At 46.2% G+C, this 14,974-nt stretch carries 18 protein-coding genes; 16 read left to right on the top strand and 2 right to left on the bottom strand.

Annotated features, from left to right (window positions below):
- Positions 1 to 46: 46 nt before the first annotated feature.
- The 15 genes from SD449_RS13505 (at position 47) to SD449_RS13435 (ending at position 11,008) form a co-directional block, all read left to right on the top strand.
- Positions 47 to 430 carry an ArsR/SmtB family transcription factor gene (locus tag SD449_RS13505; protein ID WP_036379075.1) on the top strand — a complete coding sequence of 128 codons (384 nt, stop codon included), beginning with the start codon at positions 47 to 49 and terminating at the stop codon, positions 428 to 430.
- Complete coding sequence (gene merTP / locus SD449_RS13500; protein ID WP_036379073.1) at positions 423 to 1,025, top strand: mercuric transport protein MerTP; 603 nt, start codon at positions 423 to 425, stop codon at positions 1,023 to 1,025. Before SD449_RS13505 ends, merTP begins: the two co-directional genes overlap by 8 nt.
- 2 nt (positions 1,026 to 1,027) lie before the next feature.
- Positions 1,028 to 1,240, top strand: coding sequence for a GDCCVxC domain-containing (seleno)protein (locus tag SD449_RS13495; protein ID WP_081894160.1), 213 nt, complete (start codon positions 1,028 to 1,030; stop codon positions 1,238 to 1,240).
- A gap of 108 nt (positions 1,241 to 1,348) precedes the next feature.
- Positions 1,349 to 1,681 carry an ArsR/SmtB family transcription factor gene (locus SD449_RS13490; RefSeq protein ID WP_036379071.1) on the top strand — a complete coding sequence of 111 codons (333 nt, stop codon included), beginning with the start codon at positions 1,349 to 1,351 and terminating at the stop codon, positions 1,679 to 1,681.
- 68 nt (positions 1,682 to 1,749) lie between these two features.
- Positions 1,750 to 2,382 (top strand): hypothetical protein, encoded by a 633-nt coding sequence (locus SD449_RS13485; RefSeq protein WP_318311280.1) that lies wholly within the window; start codon positions 1,750 to 1,752, stop codon positions 2,380 to 2,382.
- On the top strand, positions 2,379 to 2,849 hold the full coding sequence (locus tag SD449_RS13480) for a DUF6428 family protein (protein ID WP_275649694.1): 471 nt from the start codon (positions 2,379 to 2,381) through the stop codon (positions 2,847 to 2,849). The genes SD449_RS13485 and SD449_RS13480 overlap by 4 nt, the downstream gene beginning before the upstream one ends.
- 16 nt (positions 2,850 to 2,865) lie before the next feature.
- Positions 2,866 to 3,498, top strand: a complete 633-nt coding sequence (locus SD449_RS13475) for a low molecular weight phosphatase family protein (RefSeq protein ID WP_318311279.1) — start codon at positions 2,866 to 2,868, stop codon at positions 3,496 to 3,498.
- A 3-nt stretch (positions 3,499 to 3,501) separates the two neighbouring features.
- Positions 3,502 to 4,548, top strand: coding sequence for an ACR3 family arsenite efflux transporter (arsB, locus tag SD449_RS13470; RefSeq protein WP_318311278.1), 1,047 nt, complete (start codon positions 3,502 to 3,504; stop codon positions 4,546 to 4,548).
- Positions 4,549 to 4,550: 2 nt separating this feature from the next.
- Entirely contained in the window at positions 4,551 to 5,321 is a 771-nt protein-coding gene (locus SD449_RS13465) for a metallophosphoesterase family protein (RefSeq protein WP_318311277.1), read from the top strand.
- 322 nt (positions 5,322 to 5,643) lie between these two features.
- Positions 5,644 to 6,240: a sigma-70 family RNA polymerase sigma factor gene (locus SD449_RS13460; RefSeq protein ID WP_051947131.1), complete on the top strand. Its 597-nt coding sequence runs from the start codon at positions 5,644 to 5,646 to the stop codon at positions 6,238 to 6,240.
- A gap of 85 nt (positions 6,241 to 6,325) precedes the next feature.
- Positions 6,326 to 6,562, top strand: coding sequence for a thioredoxin family protein (locus SD449_RS13455; RefSeq protein WP_051947130.1), 237 nt, complete (start codon positions 6,326 to 6,328; stop codon positions 6,560 to 6,562).
- Positions 6,563 to 6,574: 12 nt separating this feature from the next.
- Positions 6,575 to 7,549 carry a permease gene (locus tag SD449_RS13450; RefSeq protein WP_051947129.1) on the top strand — a complete coding sequence of 325 codons (975 nt, stop codon included), beginning with the start codon at positions 6,575 to 6,577 and terminating at the stop codon, positions 7,547 to 7,549.
- A 12-nt stretch (positions 7,550 to 7,561) separates the two neighbouring features.
- On the top strand, positions 7,562 to 8,101 hold the full coding sequence (locus tag SD449_RS13445; protein WP_318311274.1) for a sigma-70 family RNA polymerase sigma factor: 540 nt from the start codon (positions 7,562 to 7,564) through the stop codon (positions 8,099 to 8,101).
- Between the two features lie 74 nt (positions 8,102 to 8,175).
- On the top strand, positions 8,176 to 8,643 hold the full coding sequence (locus SD449_RS13440; protein WP_161594391.1) for a DUF2703 domain-containing protein: 468 nt from the start codon (positions 8,176 to 8,178) through the stop codon (positions 8,641 to 8,643).
- 568 nt (positions 8,644 to 9,211) lie between these two features.
- A complete protein-coding gene (locus SD449_RS13435) occupies positions 9,212 to 11,008 on the top strand; it encodes a ParB/RepB/Spo0J family partition protein (RefSeq protein WP_036385939.1) in 1,797 nt (598 codons plus the stop codon).
- A 129-nt stretch (positions 11,009 to 11,137) separates the two neighbouring features.
- Here the strand turns inward: SD449_RS13435 and SD449_RS13430 are convergent, their stop codons facing one another.
- Both SD449_RS13430 and SD449_RS13425 read right to left on the bottom strand, forming a co-directional pair.
- Positions 11,138 to 12,685 (bottom strand): Fic family protein, encoded by a 1,548-nt coding sequence (locus SD449_RS13430; RefSeq protein WP_036379063.1) that lies wholly within the window; start codon positions 12,683 to 12,685, stop codon positions 11,138 to 11,140.
- A gap of 201 nt (positions 12,686 to 12,886) precedes the next feature.
- Entirely contained in the window at positions 12,887 to 13,642 is a 756-nt protein-coding gene (locus tag SD449_RS13425; RefSeq protein WP_036379062.1) for an SOS response-associated peptidase, read from the bottom strand.
- Between the two features lie 116 nt (positions 13,643 to 13,758).
- Here SD449_RS13425 and dinB point away from each other — a divergent pair, with 116 nt between their 5' ends.
- Positions 13,759 to 14,973, top strand: coding sequence for a DNA polymerase IV (gene dinB, locus SD449_RS13420; RefSeq protein WP_036379060.1), 1,215 nt, complete (start codon positions 13,759 to 13,761; stop codon positions 14,971 to 14,973).
- The last annotated feature ends 1 nt before the right edge of the window (position 14,974 follow it).

Here is a 14,974-nt window from a genome sequence, read left to right as displayed (position 1 = left end):
TTATTTTAGAGTTTGCTAAAATAATAAATTACTGTAACTTCGTAGTATGGATAAGAACATATGCATACGTTTGGAGGCGGATGCCAAACAGATAATGGAATGCAGGGAAACTATGCAAAATTTGGAAAATTCCATGGACTCCCTTTCAGGGATAATGAATTTAATGGGCAATCCGGTTCGGCTTAAGATTCTCTACCTTTTGAACCAAGAGCAACGCTTATGTGTCTGTGACCTTAGTGATATACTGGAAATGAATGTATCCGCAATTTCACAACATTTGCGCAAGCTCAAGGACAGAAATTTGATCACATCCCAAAAGGAAGGCCAGATGATCCATTATTCCTTGGTGACCGATCATTCGCCGTTACTTTTTCCAATTTTTGACCTGCTCGATAAAAAAGAACAAATAAAACCAGTAAACCATGAATAACAAGAAAACCTTAATGGGATCTTCCATTATTTTGGCCATGGCCACCTCCCTTTGTTGCATAGGACCACTTTTGGCCATTGTGGCCGGAACATCTGGCCTGGCGTCCAATTTTAAGTTTTTGGAACCGTTCAGACCGTATTTGATCGGAATTACGGGTTTGGTTTTGGTAGTGGCGTGGTACCAACAGTTAAGGACAGTCGCCAAAAAGGAAATAGACTGTGCATGCGATACGGACGAAAAGCCGGCCTTTTGGAAGGGTAAAATTTGGTTGATGACCATCACGGTCTTTGCCTTAGCGATGCTTGCCTTTCCCTATTATGCCCAATCTTTGTACCCGAAACAGGAAGCCAAGGGTCAAACGAACTTTTTTGCGAGCCAAGATGTCAAGGAAATCAATATTCCGGTCGTGGGAATGACATGCAGTGGGTGCGAGGCACATATTGAACACGAGGTCAATGGACTTGATGGGATCATCATGGTCAAGGCAGATTACCAAAAAGCCAATGCACAGATAATGTACGATCCCGCCAAAACCACCAGGGATGCTATCGTGAACGCCATTTTGAAAACCGGATACACCATAAAGGACCAGTGATAATGGATATCAATCTGTACTCTACAATTACCTGTCCGCATTGTGGCAATTCCAAAGAGGAAAAGATGCCTACGGATTCTTGTCAGTTCTTTTATGAATGTGAAAATTGCGGCTCCATTCTAAGGCCCAAAAATGGCGATTGTTGCGTGTATTGTTCCTTTGGTTCGGTGGCCTGTCCCCCCATTCAGGCAACATCCGGATGTTGTGGTACATGACCAAGTGACCCTGAAAATTTGTAAAGCCTTGGTTTGAACCTAAGTATTTTTATCGAAAATCTTTTTATGTTGAATCAATATATTGTAATATTGCGATAAAATAATGATATGGGACTGGCCAAGACCGAAATATTTACCGAAAACCAGAATGAGCTCGCCCTCATCGGGAAGGTATTTGCCCATCCCGCCCGGATTGCCATATTGCAGCACCTCTTCAAGGTCAAGGCCTGTGTCTGTGGTGACCTTGTGGACGAGATAGGACTGGCACAGCCTACGGTTTCACAACACTTGAAGGAACTCCGGAACATGGGACTCATCAAGGGCGATGTGGAGGGCACCAGTGTCTGTTACTGTGTCAATGTGGCCAACTGGAACGAAATGAAGGATAAGTTCAAGGCATTCCTGGATCAGGGGATCGAACTGGACCAAGAGTGCTGTTAGTATTTTTTTGAACTAATTAATCGTTTTATTGCGATTAACAAATAAACTAAAACCATAAAAAAGAAACCATGAAAACAAAAATGATCCGAACCATGGCACTGCTGTTGCTGTGCCTTCCATTGACCACACATTCCCAGAAACTAAGGGGAAAGATCCAACGCACCGTAAAGGAACTGAAGACCGTTTTTCCCCAGATACCGAAAGAAAAGATCCAGCTTTTGGACCAAATTGCCGCCAGGATGGTGTCCAATATGGGGGAGACCTCTTATACCGTTGTATTTGTGGACCAGACCAATGACGATATGGGCCAATTGGCCATGATCTGGCTCAGGACAGGTCTTATGTATTACGGATTAAATGACAAGTTCAAGGTAGAATCCGCAGGTCTGGATACCGCCAACGAGACCCTTGCCGGCCTGGCCCTATTGAAGAACGATGGGTTCAGGGTCACCAATGCACAGGGCGAATCCCTGTTTACGTATTCGGTACGCTATGGCTCCGATAGTTGGACCATCAACAGAAAGGCCCTTGAATCCTTGGATTTGGACGAGGACAGCAGTATCAAGGTATATGTCCAGGATGGGCTGACGGACCGAAATGCGGAGATCCTTTTTGAAAACAAGGCCGTTATCGCGGGGGAGATGATCTATGTCGCCACGAAGGTCGATGCCATTATCAAAGCTAAAACAAACAATCCATGAAATTATCAGAAGTAAAAGAAGTGCTGTCCCAATTGAAGACCCTTGGTTTCCAATTGCCCGCCGGGGAAATGGTCCCCGGACATTTCCATGTCACCGAAGTGGGGAAGATCCACAAACACTTTATCGACTGCGGGGGAACCGTGCGCAATGAGGAGGTGGTCAGCTTCCAACTGTGGGAGGCCGATGACTATGACCACAGGCTGCATCCCGAAAAGTTGGTACATATCATCGAACTGTCCCAAAAGGTGTTGGGCATAGCGGATTCCTTGGAAGTCGAAGTGGAGTACCAGGGTACCACTATTGGGAAATATGGCCTTGCCTTTGATGACGGTCATTTTCTGTTGACCACCAAGATGACCGACTGTCTTGCCAAGGACCAGTGTGGGGTCCCCGAAAAAAAACCAAAGGTAAGACTGTCCCAATTGACCAACGAGCCCTGCTGTTCTCCTGACGGTAATTGTTGCTAAATCTTAATTCTATATAATGACTACGACCACAACTAGCCTGTTCCCTGAAATAGCGGGATTCATCACAACCTTGAAACTGGATGCCGTTTCCCCGGAGCGTAGGGAAATCCTTGATCCCCTTGCCGGGTTCATACAGTCGAAAGTTTCCGAAGATCAGGAAATACGCCTGAATTTCATTTGCACCCACAATTCCAGGAGGAGCCACCTGTCACAGATATGGGCACAGGCCATGGCTTTCCATTTCAACATCAAGAACGTATTTTGCTATTCGGGGGGGACCGAAGCCACGGCCCTGTTCCCGATGGTGGCGGAAACCTTGGGGAAACAAGGGTTCCAGATCCAACAGCTTTCACAGGGACAAAATCCTGTCTATGCCATCAAATATGCGGAAAATGCCCATCCGGTGATCGGGTTCTCCAAGAAAATGGACGATGCCTTCAACCCCAGTTCCGGCTTTGGGGCCATCATGACCTGTGATTCGGCCAATGAGGCCTGTCCCTTTGTGCCCGGTGCGGAAAAGCGGATCCCCATCACCTTTGAGGATCCCAAGGCCTTTGACAATTCCCCGCAACAGGCCGAGAAATACCTTGAAAGGAGCATACAGATAGCAACGGAACTTTGGTATGTATTTTCACAGATCAAATCATAACACATGGCAGTAAAAAAATTGAGCTTTTTGGACAGGAACCTTACCCTTTGGATCTTTATCGCCATGGCGGTAGGGGTCGGTATCGGTTACTTCTTCCCGTCCTTCCCCGACATCATCAATTCGTTCAACAGCGGCACCACTAACATCCCCATTGCCATAGGTCTCATCCTGATGATGTACCCACCTTTGGCAAAAGTGGATTATAAACTGTTGCCCAAGGTGTTCAAGAACACCAGGATCTTGACCATTTCCCTGGTGCTCAACTGGATCATCGGCCCCGTGTTGATGTTCGTCCTGGCCATCCTCTTTTTGAGGGACTATCCCGAGTATATGGTCGGATTGATATTGATAGGTTTGGCCCGTTGCATTGCCATGGTGCTGGTCTGGAATGACCTGGCCGAGGGCAGTGCGGAATATGGTGCGGGACTGGTGGCCCTGAACAGTATCTTCCAAGTGTTTGCCTACAGTTTCTATGCGTGGATCTTTATCACCGTTTTGCCCCCATATTTTGGCTTTGAAGGGGCCATAGTGGACATCTCCATTAGTACCATAGCGGAGAGTGTGGCCATTTATTTGGGCATCCCCTTCCTTATGGGCATCCTTAGCCGAACGATATTGGTCCGGATCAAAGGGGAACAGTGGTATGCCCAAAAGTTTGTTCCCGCCATTTCTCCCATGACCTTGATCGCCCTGTTGTTCACCATTGTGATCATGTTCTCCCTCAAAGGGGAACTTATCGTGGAGATTCCCATGGACGTGGTGGTAATCGCCATACCCCTCTTGGTGTACTTTACCCTGATGTTCATCATTGGGTTCTTTTTCACCAAGGCGATGGGTGCCGAATATGACAAGACCGCTTCGGTGGCCTTTACAGCAGCCGGGAACAACTTTGAGCTCGCCATTGCCGTGGCCATTGCCGTCTTCGGACTGGATTCCGGCCAGGCCTTTGCAGGGGTCATCGGGCCCTTGGTGGAAGTTCCTGCCCTGATTCTGTTGGTAAGGGTCGCCTTTTGGTTGCGCAAAAAGTATTTTAAACCGCAAACCGCATAAGGATGAAAATTGCACTCTTCTCGGACATCCACGCCAACCTTCCTGCCCTTGAGGCCTTTTTTGTGGATGTGGAAAAACATAGGCCGGACGCCATCTATTGCCTTGGGGACCTTGTGGGCTATAACATCTGGCCCAACGAGGTGGTCCATGAGATCAGAAAACGCCGGATACCCACCATTGCGGGCAACTATGATTTTGGCATCGGACGCAACAGTGATGATTGTGGCTGTGCCTACAAGAGCGATGAGGAAAAGGCGAACGGGGCAATTTCCATATCCTATACCAACTCCATTATGGGGGATGATGAAAGGGCCTACCTGAAAAACCTTCCATCCCATATCAATGTGGAGTTCAAAAGGAACGATGAAACAGTGAACCTACTCCTGGTGCATGGAAGCCCAAGACGAATCAACGAGTATCTTTTCGAGGACCGGAAGGAGAAGAGCCTGGTACGCATCCTGCGGGATGCAAATGCCGATATCCTCTGTTTTGGACATACACACCAACCCTATCACAAGGCCCTTTTGGATTATGATGGAGGCACCATATACCGCCATGCGATAAATATCGGATCCATCGGAAAGCCCAAGGATGGCGACAATAGGGGATGCTATGTGCTGTTGAACATGGATGGGAACTTCCGTAGGCCGGACAAGACTAGCATCCATGTGGAGTTTGTACGCTTCGAATATGATGTCGAAAAGGCGGCCAAAGCCGTTGAGGGCAGCATATTGCCCAACGCTTACGCTGGAGCATTGAGAAAGGCCCATTGATTATTTTTTAAGGCCTTAGTCTAAATATTTTCTTGTAAGACAATCCAAATCTGTGATGAATTTTGTAAGGAACAATGTAAGTACAAGAATATAACAGGCAACTTGGTGGAAATATTTTCCATTGTAAATCTACCCTTGATCAGCATTTAAGGGAATTGAAAACCATGGTCAGTTACAGGGAAATTTTACCACTACTAAAGCTTCATCCTTAATTGACAAAGGAAATAGGAAGAGTGAAAAATAAAAGTTTCACCAACCTCTTTGTATACATATCCTGTGTAGGCTGGCACACCATTAAACCGAAAGCCATAAAAGCAAAGCCATGAAAAAGAAATGTTGCGATATTAATGAACAGATCGAAAGTTTCTACAGTTATTTAAAATACTTTACCTTAAAAAAGGTTCGGGATGAAACCATTGCGGAAGATATTGTGCAAGAGGTAATGCTGAAACTGGTCGAGTCCTATCAAAAAAATAGGGAAATTGAAAACATCAAGGCCTGGCTGTTTCAAGTTGCCAGAAATACCATTTATGACCATTTCAAAAAGAGTGCCCCAATTGTTGAACTTAGTGATGTAAAGATACTTGAGGCAACTGAACCAACCAATCTGGAGCTATCCGTGTATGATCATATGATACCCATGATCCAGTTCCTTCCCAAAAAATATGCCGAGCCTTTACAATGGAGTGACATCGACAAACTATCCCAAAAAGATGTAGCTGAAAAGCTGAACTTGGGGTATTCGGCTGCAAAAATGCGGGTGCAAAGGGCAAGAACAAAGCTAAGGGAATTATTTGTGGAATGCTGTGATATCGTATATGATGCCAATGGCAACTTCGTCAATTGCTCTGTTAAGGAATCGTGTATCCCGTTAATAAACCACTTGGTTGATTTTCAGGCATCCACAAAGTACAAATAGGTAGAATCATTTTTTTATTGAGAATTGTGTCTTTTGACACGCCATTTTAGACTACATAGTAAAGTTTATTTAAAATTACTGAACTATGAGTACTGAAGTCAAAATTTTACATTCATCCTGCTGCGCCACTGCATCCCCCATAAGGGCACAAATCGAAAAAATTGCCAGTGAAAACCATCTGGACGTAAACATCACCGAGTTTTCTGACCTCAAGGACACCATGCCCTACGGGGTCCTTACCTTTCCTGCATTGGTCATTGACGGGAAGGTTTATGACTATAAAAAAGTCAGCAACGACAAGGTGTTATTAGCAATTCTTTAAAACGTTTTTAAGATGGAAATCTTTACAAAACTGCTTACCCGACTGGCAGACTATGTTGTCCATGTCCTTTTGGGTATTCCTGATACGGATACATTCGGCTCAGCATTACACTATTTCATCATTGCCTTTGGCTCTATTTCCATTCTGGTTGTGCTGGTGACCTATGTAATGGGAGTGGTAACAAGCTATTTGCCCATGGAAAAAATCCGGGATTATTTGGAGAAACACAAAAAATCAGGTCTTGGGAATGTTGTGGCCTCCTCTTTGGGTGCCTTGACACCTTTTTGCTCGTGTTCTTCCATTCCTTTGTTCGTGGGAATGATGCAGGTCAGGATCCCACTGGGAATTTCACTTTCCTTCCTCATAACCTCACCCTTGGTGAACGAAATCGCTATTGCCATTTTCTGGTTGGGCTATGGTTGGAAAGTTACAATAGTGTACCTACTTTCAGGAATCGTCTTGGGGGTGATCGGTGGAATTATCCTGGAAAAGATGGGTATGGCCAAATATGTGGCAGAATGGCTCAAGGACAATGAATGGAAAGCGCATTCGAGGGAAAAGGATAGCAGAAATTTGCTGAAACGATTTCCTGGAATTCATCGGGAGGCCATTCGGACCCTTAAAAACCTTGTCCCCTATATTTTTATAGGAATTGCAATAGGGTCATTTATCCACGGCTATGTCCCCGAGTCATTTTTTGGCACCTATATTTCAAAATCCAACCCTTTTGCGATTCCCATTGCCGTATTGGTATCGATTCCATTGTACATTGATGCGGTTGGAATCCTGCCCATATTGGATTCGCTCGTTGACAAAGGGGTTCCGTTAGGGACGGCCATGGCCTTTATGATGGGTTCGATCGGACTTTCCATCCCCGAAGGCCTGCTGCTCCAAAAAGTGATGCAAAGGCAGTTGATCATTGCCTTCTTTTCAACTATTGCCATTGGAATGATCATTTCCGGTTATTTGTTCAACCTCCTTTTTTAACAACCTATACTTATGAAATGTGATATATTCAATATTTGGGAAGACCTTCGGACTGATTTAAGGAACTATGTGGGCAAGCGTGTTTACAATGAGCATGATGTTGATGATATAATGCAAACGATTCTTATCAAGGTCATAACATATTGTGAGAAAAAAAATGACGTAAGATATATAAAGGCTTGGTTATACAGGATTGCACAACATACAATTTTTGACTTTCACAAGAAGCCAAGAAAGACCACACTTGTTGACCTGGAACAGTTGCACCTGTTTGTTCCGGATGAATATGATGAAAACGTCTTTGTTTGGCTCGATAAGTTTATAAATGGTCTCCCTATCGACTATTCAACTCCCTTGAGACTTTCGGATATAGAAGGCCTTCCGCAGAAAAGTATTGCCGCGCATCTGGGCTTGACATTATCGGCAACAAAGTCAAGGATCTTAAGGGCAAGGAAAAAGGTTAGGGCAAAGTTTGATGAATGTGGTGAAGTTGAATATTCTGAAAACCAAATGTGGAGATTTACCATTACAAAATCCTGTTGCCTATCATAATTTTGTATAAACCTGCATCCTTTGTCCATTTTCCATGTCTTAGGGGTAAACTTTAATCTTAAAAACGTATGAACATGGAAGTAAAGACAAAAAATGCATTGAGAGTGACCCTTTTTCAAGTGGGAATGCCAACAACTGGGGAAGGTACTTGCTCAGCCTGTGATTCTGTTCAAGGTGTATTGCTATCGGCGATTCAAGAAGTTCAAGAACTCTTTGATCATTTGAACTGCGAAATCTTGTTCAGTTCAACCATGATTAAAACGATAGAGGAAGCCGAAAAAGCCCATATTGTTGCTTCCCCTACCATAAGGGTCGGCAACCTCGATTTCCATCCTGAACATTTGGAAGACAGTCCGGAAGCCAGGGAATGGGTTTGGAATGGAGCTACAATGGGAGAACCCAATAAAGAAATCTTAATCGAGGTATTGCTCAAAGGCTATTTTGAACCCAAAAATGACCATGGGGAAATAACCTTGTCCCCTTACATTCTAAAACACTTAAAAGGAGAAGTGACCGCGGATTCCAACTGCGGATGCCATTGATGAATGATTGGGTGAACCGCCTTAGGTTCTGTTAGATGAGATTTACCTCATACAAGAAAAGACCTTATTAAGCTCATCGGAAACGATGGGCTTTTGTTTTACCTATTTTTTGAATTTGGCAATCTTCCCAGTAGTATTTCATTACCGTTCAATACCCCAATGCCGTATCGTCCCCTCGTTTGTCCGCCCCGCCCTCAAATAAGTCATTTTCAGGACTAGGACGGCGGATACGCTTCCCATAACCTAGGTTCGTGCCTGATTGATATTGTAGCCTTTGGTTTTTAGGGTTCTATGGGTTTTCAAAGAAAAACCTTCGGTTTCAAACATGCGTACAAGGGATATCCATCTAAGGTTTGGAACTATAATACCCTTATGGGCCTTCTGGAGGGGTAGATTTCTTTTTTATCTTCCAATAGTTTTCGAAAGATAAGCCCGCAAATGGTTTGTCGGACAAGGGACGGCATAAAGCCGTTCCCCTGTCACTTTTTATTCCGTTTCCTTGCCACTCCAAAAATTTGTCTTCCGCTTGGTTTCCGCTCAAATATTGTTTAACCAAAATCCAAAGATCATGGAAGCACAAACAAAGAAGAGAGCGACACGTAAAGCAGGTAACAACCAAGGTTCAAAGTCGGAACAAACCAAAACTGTGGAGAAGGTGGAAAACGTTCCACAGATCCAGTTGTTGGGAATCGATTCGGTTTTCCCGGACCCAGACCAACCCCGAAAAACCTTTGATGAGCAAAGTCTCAATCATTTGGAACAGAGCATTGCCGAACATGGGGTGCTGCAGCCGATCACCGTACGAAAATCCGACGAAGGTTTTATCATCGTCATGGGTGAGCGAAGGTATCGTGCCAGTAAATTGGCAGGATTGACCACTATCCCTGCCATGGTAAGGGACTATAGGGACACTGAGATTCTGGAGGTCCAGATCATCGAGAACCTACAGCGCAAGGATGTGGAACCCACGGAGGAGGCCGAGGCCATCCAATTTTTGTTGGATCGTTACGAACCCGGGGAGATTGCAAAACGTCTGGGCCGATCTGAGAACTATATCCGGCAACGCATCAAGTTGGCAGGATTGATCGAGGGATTCAAGGCCTTTATCCGCAGTGGGGAAATGACCCTCTCCCTAGGGGTGGCCGTGGCCCTTTTTGAACCCGGAGAACAACTGATGCTGTTGGAAAGCCTAGAAGACGAATTCCAGGAACATCGGATCAAACGGATGATCGAAAGCCGCACCTTCGATCTGTCCAAAGCCCCTTTTGGGTTGTCGGATAAGACGTTGCTTCCCAAAGCCGGGGCTTGCCATACCTGTCCCTTCAATGCTGCCAATCAGGGCAATTTGTTCGGTGATGGGAAGATGGTCTGTACCCGGACCTCCTGTTTTGAGAACAAAAAGACCAAGACCTTTATGCAGCTATTGAAAAGCGTGAAAAAGGAAGGATTGAAACTGGTGCCCAACATCAACAAATACCGGGTGGACGAGGAACGCAACCAATGGGTCATGGCCCAAATGGAAAAGGAGGGCCTAGCGGTGCATTTGACCAATGGGCTGGACATTTTAAAGGAGCCCATAGAACCTACCATGAATCACATTAGGGAGGAGCACCGACACTATGAATATACCGAGGAAGAGTTGGGTGAATTCCTGAAAGAGGCCCTGGAATCCTTCACGGAGGAAAAGGAGGCATGGGACAAGGCCGTGGACCTTGGATTTGAAAAGGGTATCCTGCTGGAAACGGACACCTATTTGACCCGGCCGGTATTTGTGAAGGTCAGGGAAGAAACCCATAGTGGAAGTTCAGGTACCAAGGCCTTGGAGCAACGCAAAATGTCCGAGTGTACCCCGGAGGAGCAGATCATCAAGATCAATACACGGGAATTGCGGAAAAAACAGATCGAGAACAACAACCAGTTCAAGGAAGTCGTGGACATGATACGTGAGACCGATTATATCAACCTGAAAAAGCCTTTGTCCACGGATGAAATGGTGGCCATTGCCATTTCCCTGTTCGAGAACAACATCGGGTATTATAGCCAAAGGGAACATTTTGGGGAATTCTTCGGCGAGGATTCCAAGTTATCCGATGGGGAACGGGTGGCCCGGTTCAAACAGGGTTTCAAAAAGGAGACCTTGTATAAACTGCTCCGGTTCCTGTTGACCCGACAGGTACACCTTGGGGAAAGCAACCACTCCAATGATTTGACCAACCGATCCTTTTATGTGGCAATGCAATCCTTTTACAAGGAGAAGATTTTGGGAATCGAAAAATCCTATACTGAAAAGCGTCAAAAACGGGAGGAACGGATCAAGGAAAGGGTGGCCAGTTTAGAACGGCAGGCCAAAATATTGGAGGGATAGGGCTTCCAAATGGTACAAAAGAAGGGTTCGGGAAAGCGAACCCTTTTTATTTTGGTCGAACCATGCCGGTGTCCTACCACAGATAGGGATTTGAATAGTTAGGGAACCCAAACTGGGTCAGGTTACCCATCAACCTTGGAAAATACTTTGGAATGAATCTTCAATTTCCTGGATTTCAGCATCTGTCAATTCCGCAAATTCCTTTTCCCTTCTTTTTTTGGACAATATACCTTCATTCTGGTTCAGAAACTTGATCAAAAGATCGACTTTGGTATCCGGTAAGGTCACACGGGCATTGATAAGGTTTGTCATCCGATCGTATTTTTCCAAATAGTCCAATTCTTCCGGTATGATCCTTTCAATGGTCTCTTCCACACAGGTATACAGGAATTCCGCTTGTTTGGTCAAATCAAAGTACCGGTATAGATCAATGGTTTCGTTCAGGATATCGATGTTATGGTCTTGTGTTTCCTCCCATTCGATCAAATCGACCCTTGGCGAGGAAAAATGCTCCAGAATATCCTGATATTCATCAATCCGTTCCAGAATGGCAGAGGATATGGGGAATATCATACCTCTCTTGGTATACCCCATCCGGGTAAGCAAATGGTGGATGATATAGCGATGTATCCTCCCGTTGCCATCGGATAGGGGATGGATAAAAACAAAGCCAAATGCGATGGTGGCCGCGGCCAATACAGGATTGTACCGAGACTTCTGCAACAGCTCGTTCGTGCCGAACAACCCTTGCATCAAAAGAGGAAGGTCCTTGGCCTTGGCAGAGATGTGGTCGGGCAAGGGGGAGAGGGTCTCCCTATCGTGCTCCCCAATAAAGCCTTCCCCGGTCCTGATGCCCATATGCCTCAGTTTTTTGTTGCCGATGACAATATGCTGTAACCGTTCGATCTCCTGTATGCCCAAAGGGGACTTGCCCGATTGGCCTATGGCTTTTCCCCAATTCCTTGCCCGCATGCTCGGGGGATGTTCCCCTTCTATGGCAAAGGATGCCTTCGAGTCCTTCAACAATAAAAAAGCAGCGGTCCTTCGAATAAGATCCTTGTCCCGTTTGCCCAATCCCTTTTCGATGGTTTCAGATAGGTCCTTGGCAATATACCCATCCAGTTTTGCCGTCCGTCGGATCATCGGGCAGTACCCCGGGACCCCGGGCAGGTTGTTCTTGACGCGATGCCGTGTGGAATTCTCGGGCTCGGCCGTATATTGTAGGTTGGGGTCCACCACCGTTACATAAGTGCCCTTGTTCAGGTTCGGTACGTCAAGGGTTATTCCGGTCAGCCATTCGTATAGAAACCACGCCCTTCTAGTGTATTGCCCCGTGGGCTCCTCTTCCAACATTTGGTGTATGATGGCATCCCCGGTCAACTCGAAAAACCTTTTGAGGAGATATAGGTCCAAGGGCTCGTATTTAAGGGCAAAGACCAAATGGCTTTTCAGGTCGTCCTTGGGTTTGTGCCTTATGGTGAACACTTGCCATTGGTCCGTATCGTAGCGTTGGTGCTTCTCCGTTGCCATGGCCAATATATCAGGCAGGGGAACCGCTACATCAAATTGATTCTCCATTGTGGCAATCAAAAGGGACTGACCTACCAAGAAACCTTCCTCAGGTAAGGTGCGGCCATGAAAAACCGTTATTTTCTGTGAAAAATCATTATTTTTCATATGATGACGTGAAATATAATGACAAATATACCATGAAAAACAATTACTTGGCGTGAAAAACGATGATTTTTATATATTTTTCATGAAATATAAGTACATCTGTCTGGGTTGACCGTTGAAGATCTTGCACTTCCGGGGCTAGCGAACCCTTAATGGGGGATATTCCCTGTCCGTACCCATGAACATGGTCAAAAGGAAAGGTCAATAGGGTATGGACACCTCTTCGTAGTCCACTTTTTCAATGATGCCCGGATAGTTGGAATCCACACTTCTACTATAGAGGTCCTTGGTGACGGGATAGGCTTCCAGATCACCTTCCCATAGATCGTCATCGATAAGATCTTGAACATCTGATTTATTGTTGCCGTTATGTAACCAAGCATCCAAGTTTTCATCATCAATGATGACGGGTCGCCTTTTCTTTTCATTGTGGATTTCCTCGAACATGGGGGTGGCGTCCTTGGTGAGTACGGCAAAGGTCCTCCGTCCATCGGCCGTGTTGGTATAGATGCCCGCTAGGTATATGGGGTCGCCGTTCTTTCTATGGAAATAAAACGGAACTTTAAAATCCTTTCCCTTGACTTTCACTTTCGTATTGTGTGGTTCGAAGAATCCGTCCACGGGAATGATACAGCGTTGGTGCTCCCAACAGTACCGGTACACGAAGTGGTCAAAGAGCTTTTCGGATTTGGCATTCAGTCCCCCAAAGGTTTTTGGGTTCTTGAAATACTCCGTGTAATTTTCCTGCTTTTCCTTTGGGGGCATGATGCCCCACATCGCAGGGAGCATATTGTAGGGCTCTTCCTGGCCCAAAGTCCACATCACAGGATGGCTCCAGCCGTTGGCGTGGAAATAAATGAGTTCCAGGTCGGTGTCCAGGTCACCGTACATGGCCTTGACAGAAAGGAGTTTTTCCAGCTCCTTCCGTTCCCGGGTCTGTCTGGTCGAGTAACACATGTTGAGGTTGAATTATGCCGTATTAAGATAGGCAAAATTGTTAAAGTTTTGAAACGGGTTGTTTCTTTCCGTACATTTGGATATTTTCCAAATTATAGGAATAAATCCAACATTTTATGAAACCCACCATTCTCCATATCGATCTGGATACCTTCTTCGTCTCCTGTGAACGACTACTGGACAGCCGTCTGATGAAGCGGCCCCTCTTGGTCGGTGGGTTGGGGGACAGAGGGGTGGTCGCGGCCTGTAGCTATGAGACCCGGCGTTTTGGGGTGCATTCAGGGATGCCCATGAAAGTGGCCCGGAGGTTGTGTCCGGAGGCCACTGTGATTAAGGGCAATGCAGGGACCTATATGAAGTTCTCGGACAATGTGACCGAGATTATCAAGGAGAGTGTCCCGGTCTTTGAAAAGGCCAGTGTGGACGAGTTCTATGCCGACCTTTCCGGGATGGACCGTTTCTTTGGCTGTTACAAATACGCCTCGGAAATTCGACAACGGATCTTGAGGGAAACGGGATTGCCTATTTCCTTTGGACTCTCCCAGAACAAGGTGGTCTCCAAAGTGGCCACCGGGGAGGCCAAGCCCAACAACCAGATGAAGATCGATCTTGGACTGGAGAAAGAGTTCCTGGCGCCTTTACACATTCGTAAACTGCCCTCCGTGGGGGAGAAAACCTATGGGCTTTTGTCCAATATGGGGGTGACTACCATACAGACCGTACAGCAACTGCCCTTGGAGATGCTGGAAAGCGCCTTTGGGTTGCATGGACGGACCATCTGGATGCGGGCCCAGGGGCTGGACAATTCCCCCTTGCTCCCGTTTCATGAACGGAAGTCCATTTCTACGGAACGTACCTATGGAAAGGATACCACCGATATGGTCAAACTGGAGACCACCTTGTTCGCCATGGCGGAGAACCTGGCCTACCAACTCCGAAGGGCCAATAAGATGACGGGCTGTGTGAGTGTGAAGATCCGGTACAGTGATTTCAAGACCTACACCAAGCAGAAACGGGTTCCCTATACTTCTGCGGACCATGTGTTGGTACCCTTGGTGAAGGAACTCTTTACCTCCCTTTATGACCGAAGGATGCTCATCCGACTCGTGGGTGTCAACTACAGTCATATCGTAGGGGGGCATTACCAGATCGACCTGTTCGCGGATGACGAAAAACTGCTCAACCTCTATCAGGCCATGGATCGTGTACGGAATCGATTTGGGGAATCCAGTTTGATGCGGGCCTCGGCCATGGGGGCCCATAGTATAGGAAGAGGCGGAAACCCCTTTGACGGACAACCACCCATCTTATTGGCCCATAGACAACAATAGC

The organism is Flagellimonas crocea (assembly GCF_033441595.1).
Lineage (GTDB): Bacteria > Bacteroidota > Bacteroidia > Flavobacteriales > Flavobacteriaceae > Flagellimonas > Flagellimonas crocea.
Note: the sequence above shows the minus strand (reverse complement) of the source record. Positions and strands in the feature narration are given on the sequence as shown.

Coding starts and splice junctions, on each gene's coding strand:
- SD449_RS13505 (WP_036379075.1), top strand. CDS start 47: ATGGATAAGAACATATGCATACGTTTGGAGGCGGATGCCAAACAGATA.
- merTP (WP_036379073.1), top strand. CDS start 423: ATGAATAACAAGAAAACCTTAATGGGATCTTCCATTATTTTGGCCATG.
- SD449_RS13495 (WP_081894160.1), top strand. CDS start 1,028: ATGGATATCAATCTGTACTCTACAATTACCTGTCCGCATTGTGGCAAT.
- SD449_RS13490 (WP_036379071.1), top strand. CDS start 1,349: ATGGGACTGGCCAAGACCGAAATATTTACCGAAAACCAGAATGAGCTC.
- SD449_RS13485 (WP_318311280.1), top strand. CDS start 1,750: ATGAAAACAAAAATGATCCGAACCATGGCACTGCTGTTGCTGTGCCTT.
- SD449_RS13480 (WP_275649694.1), top strand. CDS start 2,379: ATGAAATTATCAGAAGTAAAAGAAGTGCTGTCCCAATTGAAGACCCTT.
- SD449_RS13475 (WP_318311279.1), top strand. CDS start 2,866: ATGACTACGACCACAACTAGCCTGTTCCCTGAAATAGCGGGATTCATC.
- arsB (WP_318311278.1), top strand. CDS start 3,502: ATGGCAGTAAAAAAATTGAGCTTTTTGGACAGGAACCTTACCCTTTGG.
- SD449_RS13465 (WP_318311277.1), top strand. CDS start 4,551: ATGAAAATTGCACTCTTCTCGGACATCCACGCCAACCTTCCTGCCCTT.
- SD449_RS13460 (WP_051947131.1), top strand. CDS start 5,644: ATGAAAAAGAAATGTTGCGATATTAATGAACAGATCGAAAGTTTCTAC.
- SD449_RS13455 (WP_051947130.1), top strand. CDS start 6,326: ATGAGTACTGAAGTCAAAATTTTACATTCATCCTGCTGCGCCACTGCA.
- SD449_RS13450 (WP_051947129.1), top strand. CDS start 6,575: ATGGAAATCTTTACAAAACTGCTTACCCGACTGGCAGACTATGTTGTC.
- SD449_RS13445 (WP_318311274.1), top strand. CDS start 7,562: ATGAAATGTGATATATTCAATATTTGGGAAGACCTTCGGACTGATTTA.
- SD449_RS13440 (WP_161594391.1), top strand. CDS start 8,176: ATGGAAGTAAAGACAAAAAATGCATTGAGAGTGACCCTTTTTCAAGTG.
- SD449_RS13435 (WP_036385939.1), top strand. CDS start 9,212: ATGGAAGCACAAACAAAGAAGAGAGCGACACGTAAAGCAGGTAACAAC.
- SD449_RS13430 (WP_036379063.1), bottom strand. CDS start 12,685: ATGAAAAATAATGATTTTTCACAGAAAATAACGGTTTTTCATGGCCGC.
- SD449_RS13425 (WP_036379062.1), bottom strand. CDS start 13,642: ATGTGTTACTCGACCAGACAGACCCGGGAACGGAAGGAGCTGGAAAAA.
- dinB (WP_036379060.1), top strand. CDS start 13,759: ATGAAACCCACCATTCTCCATATCGATCTGGATACCTTCTTCGTCTCC.